This is a genomic window from Gluconobacter frateurii, assembly GCF_002723955.1.
Lineage (GTDB): Bacteria > Pseudomonadota > Alphaproteobacteria > Acetobacterales > Acetobacteraceae > Gluconobacter > Gluconobacter frateurii.
Genome location: NZ_BEWN01000002.1, coordinates 412,753 through 426,020, shown reverse-complemented (window position 1 = coordinate 426,020; position 13,268 = coordinate 412,753). Strand labels below are relative to the sequence as shown.

Here is a 13,268-nt window from a genome sequence, read left to right as displayed (position 1 = left end):
AATGGAAAAACGGCCGGACCATAAGGGCCCGGACCGTCAGCAGGGATGTCAGGAGTCGAGAGCGTCCCGGAGGCGGCGCTCATAGTGACGGTAATACTTGTCCGCCAGAAGCTCGCTTTTCACCAGAACGGCAACATCAGTCGTGTTGAACTGCTCGTCCACCACTGCACCGTCACCCACATATCCGCCCAGACGGAGATACCCCTTGATGAGCGGCGGCAGCTTGTTCAGGCATGCGCGGTGATCCAGCGTATGGGGATCAACGCGCAGCATTTCCACATAGCGATCCGGCAGAGCGCGGATACGGAGCGCCGGCGGAGCCAGATGGTTGTGATGCATATAGGTCAACTGGTCGGCCACTGCGTCCGGGTTCGTACCCGGCAGACTTCCGCAACCAAACAGGACGTCAATACGGTGCAGGAAAATATAGGAGGCAATGCCGCGCCACAGAAGCTGCATGGCCGAACGACCACGATGCTCGCGCGCGACGCAGGAGCGTCCGACTTCCAGCAAACGTCCCGGAAATTCCGTCAGAGTCGAGATGTCGTATTCGGACGACGTATAGAAACGGCCAATCTTCTCGGCAGCATCCGAGCGGAGCAGACGATAGGTGCCCACAACCCCTTCTGCACCCGATCCAATGCTGTGATCGATGACGAGAAGATGATCCGCAACTTCGTCAAACTCGTCCACATCACGCTTTGTGCGGAACGTGCGTTCGTCAGGGTGAGCACCAAGCTCTTCGAAGAACACCTTGTAGCGCAGAGCCTGTGCGGCATCACGCTCAGCCTCGGTCTCCGCAATCCGTACACCCAGGGAACCTCCCCGAAGCTCCTGAAAGCCGCCATCGCGGTTCAGGGCCAGCGTGGAGAGAGTCTCCATCTGCTTCAGCGTTTCTTCACTGCTGACGAGCGAATGGGCTGGCGCTGAGTTTTTGTCCTCGGCCGGGTTGATGCTCATGTGTCGCTCTTGTTCCTGTTCTTGGGAAGCGGCCGCTTCGGGGTCTCTTTTTCCAGTCGATGCCCGAACAGTTCAATACGATGAGACACGAGATCGAATCCAAGACGCTGTGCGATTTGCGTCAGAAGACGGACGGGCTCGTCATCTTCGAATTCGATGACCCGGCCACTATCCACGTCAATCAGATGATAATGATGGCCACTGTCGCTGGCTTCATAACGGGCACGTCCACCGCCGAAATCACGGCGTTCAAGGATACCTTTTTCTTCCAGCAGACGAACGGTTCGATACACCGTGGCCACGGAAATACGGCTGTCTATGGCCGATGCGCGGCGATACAGCTCTTCGACGTCGGGGTGATCGTCGGCTTCAGACAGAACATGGGCAATCACCCTGCGCTGTCCTGTCATCTTCAGGCCATTCTCCACACAGAGGCGGGCAATGGGCGAATCATCCACAACGGCGGAACCGGCTGGCTTCCGACCTTGCGTGCGGGTGCGTCTGTCCGCGACTTTCGTATCTACGACCATAACAGCGGCCTAGCCGAAAAACGGACCATTTGTCCAATCAGAGATGCAAATAAAAATACCGGCTTCCTGCGGATGAGGGTCAGGAAGCCGGGAAACATGGTCAGTCGTCGTCGCGACGGCGGCCAAGACCAATCTTGCGAGCCAGTGAGGAACGGTGGCTTGCGTAGTTCGGAGCAACCATCGGATATTCCGGCGGCAGGCCCCAGCGCTCGCGGTATTCCTGCGGCGTCATGTTGTATGCTGTCTTGAGGTGACGACGAAGCAGCTTCAGCTTCTTTCCGTCTTCAAGGCAGATGATGTAGTCGGGGAATACCGACTTGCGAGGCGGCACGGCCGGTACCGGCTTCTCAACCGGTGCTTCTTCCTGCACGTCAACATTCGCAAGGGATTCATGCACCGAGCGAATGAGCGCCGGAAGCGCATCGGCTCCGATGTCATGGCTGGATACATAAGCGGTAACGATCTGCGCAGTCAGGTGGCGCAGATCTAGGTCTGCAGTCTCTTGCGACATAGTATAAAGTCCTTCATCCGGAAACGGACAGTTCTCTATCAGTGACTTTTGACTAGTATCAAGCAAAAACAAGGTGCGGACCAGAAATGACAAAATATGAAATATTTCTTCTTGATGTAAGAGACAAGCGTTGCCCAATGACGACTGTTTACGTCCGTGCCCGTCTTGATGCCATGACTTCGGGGCAAAAACTCAGGGTTTTAGTCAAAGGTGAAGAGCCAAAACGGAATGTGTCTTCCGCCGTTCGAGCACTTGGACATGAGATAGTCGAAGAAAATCACGTCAATGAAGACGATGATTTTTACTATCTTCTCATTATCAAATCCTAGAGATCATAACGATCGCATCACTTCCATCCTGATAATAACCACGCCGCAGACCAGCCTGAACAAAACCACAGGCATAGTAGAGACTTCTCGCAGCGTTGTTACTTACAGATACTTCCAGAAATATTTTCCCTTTTGGAAGAACGGCCTCCACCAGCCGACGCCCAAGCCCCAGTCGCTGGAAGCGGGGGCGAACGGCGAGCGTAAGGATTTCCGTTTCATCCAGAATGGTTCTGGTCAGAATGAACCCAGCAGGCTGCTCGTCAACGGAGACCACAAGCGCCTCTGCTCCCGGGACAGTGAGCAGAGAGGCGAAAGAAGCCTCGTCCCAGATCTCACCGCCCTGAAACGCCTCCGCATGCAGTGCCGCCAGCAAAGGCGCGCCCTCCACACCCAGCCTCTGAAAGGTCTGTCCAGGTTTTGAATTCGTCATTGTGGGAGCGGGCGCAGTCCGGCCGCAGGCGGCTTGGCTTCGGGCGGGTCAACGTAAAGCGGACTTAGGGGGCTCGCAGATTGCCCCTCTGCTGCACGAACAATTCCCAACGCATCCGGGGCAACGCAGTCTATCGTAGGGCACAACCAGGAGGATCGCTCCTGAACACCATCTCCCGCGATGGCGGAAAACGAGGTGGCATCCAGATCATCAGCAGAGATGGCAAAGACTGGTCCACTCGGAGGATCAACAAAGAACCGGCCTCGCCGTGCAAGACTGACACAGGTGACATCCGACCGACCGAGCGTAGCCCTGATGGCAGCCCCCAGAGTGACGCCAATGGTTGGGCAGTTCCAACCAGCAGCCAATCCAGCCGCAAGGGACAGGGAAGCCCGCAGACCCGTAAAAGAACCGGGCCCGATCACGGCTACGACCGCATCCGGCGCCGCTGCCCACTGCCCTTCTTCAAGAAGGGATCGCAAAGCGGGAGCAAAATGTTCGGATGCCCCTCGCCCAGTCAAAAGCTTTTCCGCAACGACCCGTCCGTCTTCAACAAGAGCAATAAGATTGGTTGTTCCCGTCCCTGCGCCCGCGCCGTTGAAAACCACAGTCCTCACAGGCACAGACACGCCTCACCAAAGTCCAGACGCGGGGCACGGGGTTCAGCATGGTCTGGATGCGGCTCGTTTTCCGCTGGGTACCCAAGGCCAATCAGGAAGTTTGCCCGCCAGCCTGAGGCGGTCAGCAAAGCGTCTTCCACCATGAAGGAATCAAATCCCGACATTGGCATCGCCGCAAGACCCAGCATCCGGGCAGCGAGAATGAGATAGCCGCCCTCCAGCGTGCCATTCCGGAACGCTGTTTCTTCGGACAGGCCGACATCCGCCGCGAACCAGTCCCGCAGGCCTTCATCGCTCCCAAGGCGTGGGAGGGCTTCGAAGAACAACGGATCATGGCAGACAACGGCCAGAACGGGTGCGTCCATTGCCCGCGCCACGTTCCCCGGTGACAGCGCAGGACGCAGGCGCTCCTTGGCGTCCTGCGTGGTGAGGAACACGAAGCGCCCGGGCGAGCAGTTGCCGGACGTCGGCCCCAGCTTCACCAGATCATACAGATGCCGCAAGACGTCTTCCCCAACAGCCCGCGGGGAAAATGCCCGTGGTGTTCGGGCCTGTGTAAACAGGGCCTCGGCTCCCGGCACAGGGCCAGAAACCAGATGGTCCGTTACGGGGAGAGACGTCTGGTCATCCATGGATCAGTCCTCGACCTGCTCAACGGACTGCACTTCCGGCACGTAATGACGGAGCATGTTCTCAACACCATGCTTCAGCGTCGCGCGGGAAGACGGGCAGCCGGAACAGGCCCCCTGCATTGTGAGATAAACAATGCCGTCCTTGTAACCACGGAATGCGATATCGCCACCGTCACCGGCCACAGCCGGACGGACCCGCGTGTCCAGAAGGTCACGGATCCGAACCACAACGTCGGCATCTTCCGGCGCAACGTCATATTTCAGGGCTTCGTCACCACCAGCCAGCACGGCTTTCCCACTCTCGAAGAACGTCGTGAGCGTGCTGAGCACGACTGGCTTCATGTCCCCCCAGCTGACGTCCGGCGCCTTGGTGATGGATACGAAATCACTCCCCAGAAAGACGCGCTTGACGTCCGGCAGGGCAAAAAGCGTTTCAGCCAGTTCAGAACGACCTTCAGCAGCTGAGGCCTCTCCGAAATCGACCGTACGCGAGTCACCTGTCACGGGTCGCCCCGGGAGGAACTTCAGCGTTGCGGGATTCGGGGTATCTTCGGTTTCAATGAACATCGTCGTCATGTCCTCAGTGTCCAGTCCGTCCCTGACATGTGCCACTTCAGCCGTGGGCGCAAGGGTCTGGACTAATGTAGTCCCACTTCCTGCCTCTCAAACCTGCGGACGTGCTCCGATGTTCGGCTTGCGCGCAGGCGGCAGGACAATCGTCGCACAGAGCCCCCCGTAACCTTTCTCGGCATCACCCCGCCCGAGACGCAGATAGCCGCCTTCCCGGGCAATCTCGCGGGTTACGATGGCCAATCCCAGCCCGATCCCGCCCGTCTGGCGGGAGCGTGAACCCTCGAGACGATAAAACGGCGTCAGAACACGCTCGTATTCGCTTTCAGGAATGCCGGGGCCACTATCCTGAATGGCAATTTCTATGGAGCCATCGTCCCGCACCTTGAGGGTAGCCAGAACATTGCCTCCGTAATTCAGGGCATTCTCGATCAGGTTGGACAAGACGCGCTTGATAGCCAGCGGCCGGACACGGACCAGCGCACGGTCCGGGCCTTCATAGCGGGCATCCTTGCCATGGTCGGCATGGTCATCCACGAGGGTCGTCAGTGTGGCGACAATATTGATGGTCTTTGGTTTTTCCGGATCATCAGCGCCAGCGAGATAGGCGAGAATGCCATTTACCATCCCCTCCATCTCATCGAGGTCCGATTCGATGGCGGCCTGTGCCTCTCCATCATTCAGGAAGCCGCACCGCAGCCGCAGTCGCGTGAGGGGAGTCCGCAGATCGTGAGACACTGCGGCCAGAGCCTGCGTTCGATCATTGATGAGGCTTTGAATACGACGCTGCATGGCATTGATGGCGCGCGCAACACCGCGAACTTCCCGGGGACCGCGCTCAGCAAGGGGCACCCAGGTTTCATTGGAACCAATCTTGTCTGCCACGGATGCCAGAGCCCGCAGCGGCATACTCAGACCACGAATGAGCATGGTTGCCGCGATCGCCACAGCACAGGCCGCAATCGCTGCCGAAGCCAGACCGCGCGTAAAATGGTGCCGCCCCAGCAATCCCGGTACGCGGAAATGGATATAGCTTCCATCAGGGAGACGCTCTGCTCCCAGAACATCGGGAGATCCACTTCCCAGAGTATAAAGATCAAGCTGGGCCTGCGCGAGGATAGGGTCATCCTTGATCAGACGTTGCGTCAGATCCAGCAAAACCTGCGGGCGATGACCCGGTAGACGGGGCATGGATGTTGCAGGCTGCCAGGCAACGCTCAGCTCGCTCCCCGAAAGCATGACTGCAAGAAAGGAGCGTTGCGTGACGGGTGCAGCAGCCAGCACGCGCAGATCGGTGCTGAGAGCCTCTCCGAGTTGTGCAATCCGCACATCATCAACAATGTAGGTTTCAGCCTCGCCATAAAAAACGGCATTGGCGAGGAAGACCAGCGTGACCGCTACGGTCAGGACGACGCAGACACGACCGACCAGACCAAGCGGCCACAGCAGGATCCGATTCTGAATGTTCAGACCCGTTCAACCTCGGCCACGAAAATATAGCCCAACCCGCGCACCGTGCGAATCAGCTGATCAGCGTCAGAGCCCAGCTTGCGACGAAGGCGGCTGACGAGCACGTCGATGCTGCGATCAGAAACATCCCCCAGACGGGTGCGGGACAGTTCCAGCAGACGATCACGCGCAATGACGCGCTGCGGGTTGTCGAGGAAGCTGGTCAAAAGATCGTGTTCAGCACCGGAAATATCGACTGTCGCACCGCTTGGGTCCGTCAGTTCGCGACGGCGAAGGTCCAGCGTCCAGCCCGCGAACTGTAGTTTTTCGCGGCGAACCTTCTCTGGCGCTGCCGTGCCCGGGCTGCCACGACGCAGGACCGCACGCACACGCGCCAGCAGTTCGCGCTGACCGAAAGGCTTGGGCACATAGTCGTCCGCACCGGTTTCGAGACCCATGACACGGTCACGCTCTTCACCACGGGCAGAGACCATGATGATGGGCACCTGGGAAGGTGGGGTTTCGTCAGGGTGGCTTGCCCCCTGGCCACCGCGAAGCGCACGGCACAGCTCGATGCCGTTTGTTCCAGGCAGCATGATGTCAAGGATGATGAGATCGACCGGAGCCACCTCAAGGGCGGCCCACATCTCATCTCCACTGGCTACACCACGGGCGCGGAAGCCGCCGCCCTGCAATGCACGCAGAATGAGGGTACGCATGCCTGCGTCATCTTCGACAACAAGGATACGGGCGGGAAGATCGGGATCTGAAAGATTTGGCACCATACTTTTCCATAATCGCAGCGGGGCAAACACTACAAGCAACAAATCTGGGCTGGAACTGTTCCCTTATCTTGAGCGCTCATGACGGAAAGACTTTTCTAGCTTACAATACATGAAACGCAGGAGCGGCCTACCAGGGTTCCTGCCACTCGACCGGAGTCTCTCATGACAAGCGTTTCTCCCGGCGTCGTAACGGGCGCCGACTACAAAACTCTTCTTCAAGCATGCAGGGACGGCGGATATGCCCTTCCCGCAATTAATGTCGTTGGCACCAACAGCGTCAATGCCGTTCTGGAAGCCGCCGCAGCCAACGGCTCAGACGTCATTATCCAGGTTTCGAACGGTGGCGCCCGCTTCTTTGCGGGTGAAGGGCTGCCGGACGCACACCGCGCCCGTGTTCTCGGCGCGGCTTCCATGGCCCATCATGTTCATCTGCTGGCCAAGGAATACGGCGTCGCCGTCATTCTTCATACCGATCATGCCGATCGTAAGCTGATTCCCTGGCTTGAAGATCTGATCTCCCTCAGCGAAGCAGAATTCAAGGCTACCGGGCGGCCGCTGTTCTCATCCCACATGCTCGACCTCTCTGCTGAGACTCTCGACGACAATCTTGCCCTTTCCGAAAAACTGCTGAAGCGCCTTGCGCCTCTCGGCATGGGTCTGGAAATCGAACTGGGCGTCACAGGTGGCGAGGAAGATGGCGTCGGCCATGATCTGGAAGAAGGTGCGGACAATGCGCATCTCTATACCCAGCCGGAAGACGTGCTGAGAGCCTGGGAACTGCTCTCGCCTATTGGCATGGTCTCCATCGCCGCGTCTTTCGGCAACGTTCATGGCGTTTACAAGCCCGGTAACGTCAAACTTCGCCCGGAAATCCTGAAGAATTCACAGGATGCCGTGCAGAAAGCCAGCGGAAGCGGTCCGAAGCCGCTGCCGCTAGTCTTCCACGGCGGGTCCGGCTCAAGTCTGGAAGAAATCCGGGATGCCGTGGCTTACGGCACCTTCAAGATGAATCTGGACACGGACATCCAGTTCGCCTTTGCCCATGGTGTCGGCTCTTATGTCAGCGCGCATCCGGTTGCCTTCCAGCACCAGATCGACCCGGCTACCGACAAGCCCATGAAGTCTCTCTACGATCCTCGCAAATGGCTTCGCGCAGGCGAGAAGTCCATCGTGGAGCGTATGGGTGAGGCTTTTGAAATCCTCGGTTCCAAAGGCAAGTCCATCGCCCGGAGCTGAAACAGCTCCGGCTTGAGGCGCCGGGTCTCAGGGACCCGGTGTTGCAGAAGCAAGCTTCGTTTTGGTGACGTCCTGTGCCGGGACAATCTCTTCCCAGCCGCCGCCAAGAGCGTTGTAAAGACGGGCCAGATTGGTCGCGACGGTTGCATCGCTGTCCGCAAGGCTCATCTCGGCGGACTGTAGCTGGCCCTGTGCATTCAGCACGTTCAGATAGTTAGTCAGGCCGCTGCGATACTGACTCTGGGCCAACTGGAGCGCCTTGCGGTTATCATTCACCGCACGCTCCAGACCCTGATGACGAAGCTGCTCGTCACGATAGGCGATCAACGCGTTATCCACGTCATGCCAGGCCTGAATGACCGTCTGCTGATAGGAAATCGCCGCAGCTTTCTGGGCATATTTCTTCAGCTCAAGCTGACCACGCAGACGACCACCCTGAAAAATAGGCAGGGAAATGGAAGGGCCAACATTCCATGCGCGGGCATTCCAGAATCCAAGATCACGGAATGACAGGGTCTGGAAACCGAAATCAGCATTAATGGTGATCTTCGGATAGAAGTCCGCTGTCGCCTCGCCGACTTGTGCAACAGCCGCGCGCAGCTTGGCCTCGGCCTCACGGATGTCAGGACGGCGATGGGCCAGTTCGGACGGAAGCCCAACGGGCACAACCGGCGGCACAACCGGAACACCGGCATCCTTCTCCAGCTCTGCATTCAGGCTACCCGGAGGCGCGCCCAGCAGCAACGCCAACGCGTTCTCTTCCTGCGCAATGCCCTGCTGAAGCTGTGCGGCCTGCGCTTCGGTGTCATGCTGACGAGCCTGAGCGGAATCCACATCCACTTCCGTCACCAGACCGCTGTGATAGCGGCTCTGGGAAATATCCACGATCTGCTTCAGCGTTCCAAGATTCGCCTGAAGAACCTTCAGACGTTTCTGATCTCCACGCAGGGTCATATAGCCGTGTGCCATATCCGCCTGCTGGGCAATCAGAACGGAACGTCGTTCTTCATCCGTCGCCTGCAGGTCGGCTTTTGCAGCATCATACTGATGCGCAACGCGGCCCCAGAGATCGATTTCGTAGCTGGCATCAATGGACGTCTTCCACTGGTTGAGCAGCGGAACGGTTGCACCGCTGGCCGCACCGTCGATAAGGCTGGTGCCCTGGCCGCCCAGAAGACCGTTATCAGATTTGGAGATACTCCCCCCTACCCGACTGATAACTTCCTGCATCTCCTTCGTGCTGTACTGGCTGCGGGTATAGGAGCCCGACGCACTCAGGCCAGGAAAACGCTCGGCGCCAGCCATCAGAAGCTGGGCACGGCTTTGTGCCAGATTGGCGGTAGCCAGGCGGAACGACAGGTTCTGCTGAACCAGCCGGTCTTCCAGCGATGCCAGTTCCGGATCATTAAAGACCGTCCACCACTTGCTGGCGGCTTCGGCTTCGCTTGTCACACTGTCAGGAGCACCCGCCATATGGTCGGCATAATGCGCGGCCGACCAGGGATGGGGTTCATGATACTCCGGCCCGACCCGCAGGCAGCCGGAAAGAGCAACAAGGGCGCAGCCTGACAGCAGCGCGCGGGACAGAAAGGCTGCGCTCACAAAGAAACTCCTGAAACGGAAATGATCTTGCGGTGACCGACCAGTTCGGTCAGCATAATGGAGACGGTAGAAAAACCATAAAAGGACCCTGTCCCCTCATGACCAGCACGCCTGACACCCACACTCAGAGCACGCCCGACGAAAGCAGTGCCTCTCTGTGTCAGCTGCGCGCCAAGCGCGAGCAGATCCTGCAAGGTGCGGAAAAGGTTTTTCTGGCGAGCGGGTACGAAGGCGCGTCCATGTCCCAGATTGCGCGGGAAGCCGGTGTCTCGAAGGGCACGCTTTACAATCACTTCGATGGCAAGGCGTCCCTGTTCTCCGCTTTTTTCGAAGAGCGCAGCAAGACCAAGCTTGCCCCCATTGAGGCCATTTCCCGCGAAGAGGGGCAGAACGTTCACACGGCTCTGCGGCGTCTTGCGGAAACTGCCATCAAAATGATGCTCAATCCCACATCCATGGACCTGTACCGCATCATTGTCGGCGAAGCGGGAAAGTTCCCGAACCTTGCTGATGCGTTCTGGCGCTATGGCTTTGGGAGAACCCTGCACAATCTCTCCGACTGGCTTCGTCGCCGCAGCGATGCCGGTGAGCTCGTGATCGAAGATCCGGATTTTGCGGCCGAACAGCTCATGATCCTGTGCCAGGCCCGCATCGTTCATCGCCGCCGGCTCATGCTGCCTGTCGATGACAGCCCGGAGGCCATCAGCCGACTTGCCGGCGTGACTGCTAACTCGTTCATGAAAATATACGGTCCGGATCATCAGTGACCTCCCGCCGGTTTCGTCTTCTTCGTGCTGTTGGGTGACAGCAGGAAGCAGAGCGGAACGACGAACATCGCAATGATGCCAATCCAGCGGAACACCTCGTTGTAGGCCAGCATCGAGATCTGGGACGTGAAGTCCAGGAACAGGCGATGAATGGCAAATGTGTGCGCGGCGGCAGGTGTCAGCCCATGCGCTTCACCTACGGTCTGGGCATGGTTGATGTAGTTCGTGAACTCCTGCCGCCCTGGCGTCATGTTGTCGGTCACGTAGTTCTGGTGTCGTTGCCGGGTCTCGATAATCGCCGCTGTTGCCAGCGAGATGGCCATGGATCCCACGTAGTTTCGCGCCATGCTGAACAGGGCGGAGGCGTCCGAGTTCAGCTCGCGCGGGAGGGTCGAGTAGGCAATCGTTGAAATCGGCACGAAAAGGAAAGCCAGCGAAGCAGTCTGGCTGATTCGATAAAACATCAGGTGTTTGAAATCGATTGCCGCGTACAGATGGGCAGCCTGGAACATAGCCATGCCCATACAGAAAAACCCGAAAGCAATCAGATACCTCAGTTGAATAACCTTCATAAGGCGACCAACAATTGGTATCAGGCAAATCACCGCGACCCCACCTGGGGCAAGCAGCAGACCAGACGTGGTGGCCGTATAACCAAGCACCTGCTGCGCAAATTGCGGAACAATAATAGCAGAAGCATACAGTGTTGCACCGACCATCGAGATCAGGAACATGCCCGTGGCGAAGTTCCGGTCTTTCAGGACCGTCAGCTTCACCAGCGGGTCCTTGGCATAGCAGAGCCAGACAATCGCACCGAGAACGCCGATCACACCCAGAACAGCCATGGTGATGATGAAGTTCGAGCCAAACCAGTCATCATCCTCGCCACGATCGACCATGACTTCAAGACAACCCAGCCCTAGCGTAATAAGGCTGATGCCGATTACATCAATCTTTTCACGCTTCTGTTTCTCCCACGGCGGATCTTCCACGAAGGCCGTAACGGCCATGACTGTCAGAATACCGAACGGCACGTTGACGAAGAAAATCCAGCGCCAGGAGAAATTGTCCGTCAGGTAGCCACCCAGCATCGGGCCGAGAACAGGGCCGACGATGGTTGCGATAGCCGTCATCCCGAACGCCGCGCCTCGTTTTTCAGGCGGGAAGGTATCCAGAATGATGGACTGCTGGCTGGGTTGCAGACCGCCACCAAAGAAGCCCTGCATCAATCGGAAGACCACCAGCATGGGTAGGGATGTCGCCAGCCCACACAGGAAGGACGACACTGTGAACATGGTGATGCAGATGAGGAAGTATCGTTTCCGCCCGAACAGCCGCGAGAGCCAGCCGGAAATCGTCAGAACGATACCGTTTGCCACGAGATAGGACGTCAACGCCCACGTGGCATCGTCATAGGAACTGCCGAGCGATCCCGCGATGTGTGGCAGCGCCACGTTGACGATGGTGGTGTCCAGCACCTCCATGAAGGCCGCCAGCGTGACCGTAATGGCCACAAGCCACGGATTATGACTGGGTTTCCAGTCCTGATGCCCGGCAGTATCGCTCATTTCACATAGACCGTGGGAACAACAGACATACCAAGAGCCAGCGGAAGATGCGGATCAAGACCGCTGTCGATCAGGATCTTCACCGGAATACGCTGTACCGTCTTCACGAAGTTACCCGTCGCGTTTTCCGGCGGGAACGTGCTGAAGGATTCACCTGAGCCGAGCTGGATGGAATCCACATGGCCCTGCAGCTTGAGTGCGGGGTAGGCATCGACTTCGATATCCACCTTCTGGCCCGGACGCATGTGTGTCAGCTGCGTTTCCTTGTAGTTGGCCACAACCCAGACTTCCGGCTCAACAATCGAGAACATCTGCTGCCCGGTCTGGACGAAATTGCCGCGCTCGACACTACGCTGGGAAACCCAGCCATCGTTCGGGGCGCGGACCTGCGTCCATTCCATGTTGAGTTCAGCCTGCTCCAGAGACGCCTGGGCAGATTTAAGATTGGCCTGCTCCTGTGAAACGCGGGCATCAGCATTGGCGACATTGGCCTTGACCGGCTCTGCCTGAGTCAACTGACCCTGAGCCTGAACCACGCGGGCGCGCGCTTCTTCAAGAGCTGCACGGGCGTAGTCGATGTCCTGCTGGGACGTCGCCGCACGGGCAACACTGCGCTGGCGCTTGTAGTCCGCCTCGGCTTTCGTCAACTGGGCCTGCGCTGCTGAAAGATTACCCTGTGCCGTCACAAGCTGACCCGGGAAGTTCTTGTGAGCTACTTCAACCAGAAGCTGGTAGGCCTGCATGTTGGCTTCGGCCTGCTGGATTGCTGCCTGAGCCTTGTGCAGGGATGCGGCATAGTCACGGTCATCGATGGTCAGAAGCAGATCGCCACGATGAACATACTGATTGTCGTTCACCAGAAGCTGGGTGACATAGCCATTCACATGCGGCGCGATGGCAACCTTGCGGCCTGCCGTATAAGCGTCATCCGTCTCGATGTTGTTGCGGGTCAGGAAAAGGTACAGACCAATTCCAACCAGAACCAGAACAACCACCAGAATCAGAATGATCCTGACAAGTGGGTTACGCTTTTTCTGCGGTTTTCCGGACGCTCCGGACTGCTGGTCGGCCTGCGCCTGGTCGCCTTGCGCCATATCGTCTCTCTCGCTTTAAACGGGTCTGTCCGAAGTGACCGGCTGGAAGAATGAGCCTGAAGGAGGCTTATTGACCGATCGGTTCGGTCATCCATGACATATCGTCTCTCAGCCTTCAAGCCGGAAAAAACTGATGCGTTTCCTTTCCAGAGAGGATGCTTTTTTCTTTTTCGTCCCAGCCTCAC

The 13,268-nt window shown here is 58.0% G+C and carries 15 protein-coding genes; 3 read left to right on the top strand and 12 right to left on the bottom strand.

Features of this window, described 5'->3' with window-relative positions:
- Window positions 1–48: 48 nt before the first annotated feature.
- From GFR01_RS07410 to GFR01_RS07400, 3 genes are all read right to left on the bottom strand, one after another.
- A complete protein-coding gene (locus GFR01_RS07410) occupies window positions 49–882 on the bottom strand; it encodes a GNAT family N-acetyltransferase (protein WP_174694694.1) in 834 nt (277 codons plus the stop codon).
- A gap of 74 nt (window positions 883–956) precedes the next feature.
- Window positions 957–1,490, bottom strand: a complete 534-nt coding sequence (locus tag GFR01_RS07405) for a Fur family transcriptional regulator (RefSeq protein ID WP_063903199.1) — start codon at window positions 1,488–1,490, stop codon at window positions 957–959.
- A gap of 100 nt (window positions 1,491–1,590) precedes the next feature.
- On the bottom strand, window positions 1,591–2,001 hold the full coding sequence (locus GFR01_RS07400) for a MucR family transcriptional regulator (protein ID WP_063903200.1): 411 nt from the start codon (window positions 1,999–2,001) through the stop codon (window positions 1,591–1,593).
- A gap of 86 nt (window positions 2,002–2,087) precedes the next feature.
- Here GFR01_RS07400 and GFR01_RS07395 point away from each other — a divergent pair, with 86 nt between their 5' ends.
- Entirely contained in the window at window positions 2,088–2,330 is a 243-nt protein-coding gene (locus tag GFR01_RS07395; RefSeq protein WP_063903201.1) for a sulfurtransferase TusA family protein, read from the top strand.
- Here the strand turns inward: GFR01_RS07395 and rimI are convergent.
- The 6 genes from rimI to GFR01_RS07365 all read right to left on the bottom strand — a co-directional run bounded on the left by rimI (window position 2,320) and on the right by GFR01_RS07365 (window position 6,816).
- On the bottom strand, window positions 2,320–2,760 hold the full coding sequence (gene rimI / locus GFR01_RS07390) for a ribosomal protein S18-alanine N-acetyltransferase (RefSeq protein WP_099181903.1): 441 nt from the start codon (window positions 2,758–2,760) through the stop codon (window positions 2,320–2,322). The genes GFR01_RS07395 and rimI overlap by 11 nt on opposite strands.
- The gene (gene tsaB / locus GFR01_RS07385; RefSeq protein WP_099181902.1) at window positions 2,757–3,368 is read right to left on the bottom strand and encodes a tRNA (adenosine(37)-N6)-threonylcarbamoyltransferase complex dimerization subunit type 1 TsaB; all 612 of its coding nucleotides are present in this window, start codon (window positions 3,366–3,368) and stop codon (window positions 2,757–2,759) included. The genes rimI and tsaB overlap by 4 nt, the downstream gene beginning before the upstream one ends.
- 5 nt (window positions 3,369–3,373) lie before the next feature.
- Window positions 3,374–4,012 (bottom strand): malonic semialdehyde reductase, encoded by a 639-nt coding sequence (locus tag GFR01_RS07380; RefSeq protein WP_063903204.1) that lies wholly within the window; start codon window positions 4,010–4,012, stop codon window positions 3,374–3,376.
- Between the two features lie 3 nt (window positions 4,013–4,015).
- Window positions 4,016–4,579: a NifU family protein gene (locus GFR01_RS07375; RefSeq protein ID WP_026017565.1), complete on the bottom strand. Its 564-nt coding sequence runs from the start codon at window positions 4,577–4,579 to the stop codon at window positions 4,016–4,018.
- Window positions 4,580–4,675: 96 nt separating this feature from the next.
- Window positions 4,676–6,028, bottom strand: a complete 1,353-nt coding sequence (locus tag GFR01_RS07370; protein WP_063903205.1) for an ATP-binding protein — start codon at window positions 6,026–6,028, stop codon at window positions 4,676–4,678.
- A 20-nt stretch (window positions 6,029–6,048) separates the two neighbouring features.
- Entirely contained in the window at window positions 6,049–6,816 is a 768-nt protein-coding gene (locus tag GFR01_RS07365) for a response regulator (protein ID WP_099181901.1), read from the bottom strand.
- A 162-nt stretch (window positions 6,817–6,978) separates the two neighbouring features.
- On the opposite strand from GFR01_RS07365, the gene fbaA reads away from it, so the two are divergent.
- A complete protein-coding gene (gene fbaA / locus GFR01_RS07360) occupies window positions 6,979–8,052 on the top strand; it encodes a class II fructose-bisphosphate aldolase (protein WP_099181900.1) in 1,074 nt (357 codons plus the stop codon).
- Between the two features lie 27 nt (window positions 8,053–8,079).
- Here the strand turns inward: fbaA and GFR01_RS07355 are convergent, their stop codons facing one another.
- The gene (locus tag GFR01_RS07355) at window positions 8,080–9,654 is read right to left on the bottom strand and encodes an efflux transporter outer membrane subunit (protein ID WP_099181899.1); all 1,575 of its coding nucleotides are present in this window, start codon (window positions 9,652–9,654) and stop codon (window positions 8,080–8,082) included.
- Window positions 9,655–9,752: 98 nt separating this feature from the next.
- Here GFR01_RS07355 and GFR01_RS07350 point away from each other — a divergent pair, with 98 nt between their 5' ends.
- Entirely contained in the window at window positions 9,753–10,421 is a 669-nt protein-coding gene (locus GFR01_RS07350; RefSeq protein WP_099181898.1) for a TetR/AcrR family transcriptional regulator, read from the top strand.
- On the opposite strand, the gene GFR01_RS07345 is transcribed toward GFR01_RS07350, so the two are convergent.
- Both GFR01_RS07345 and GFR01_RS07340 read right to left on the bottom strand, forming a co-directional pair.
- Window positions 10,415–11,989 (bottom strand): DHA2 family efflux MFS transporter permease subunit, encoded by a 1,575-nt coding sequence (locus GFR01_RS07345; protein WP_099181897.1) that lies wholly within the window; start codon window positions 11,987–11,989, stop codon window positions 10,415–10,417. The two genes, GFR01_RS07350 and GFR01_RS07345, sit on opposite strands and share 7 nt — an antisense overlap.
- Window positions 11,986–13,083: an HlyD family secretion protein gene (locus GFR01_RS07340; protein ID WP_099181896.1), complete on the bottom strand. Its 1,098-nt coding sequence runs from the start codon at window positions 13,081–13,083 to the stop codon at window positions 11,986–11,988. Before GFR01_RS07340 ends, GFR01_RS07345 begins: the two co-directional genes overlap by 4 nt.
- Window positions 13,084–13,268: the final 185 nt, after the last annotated feature.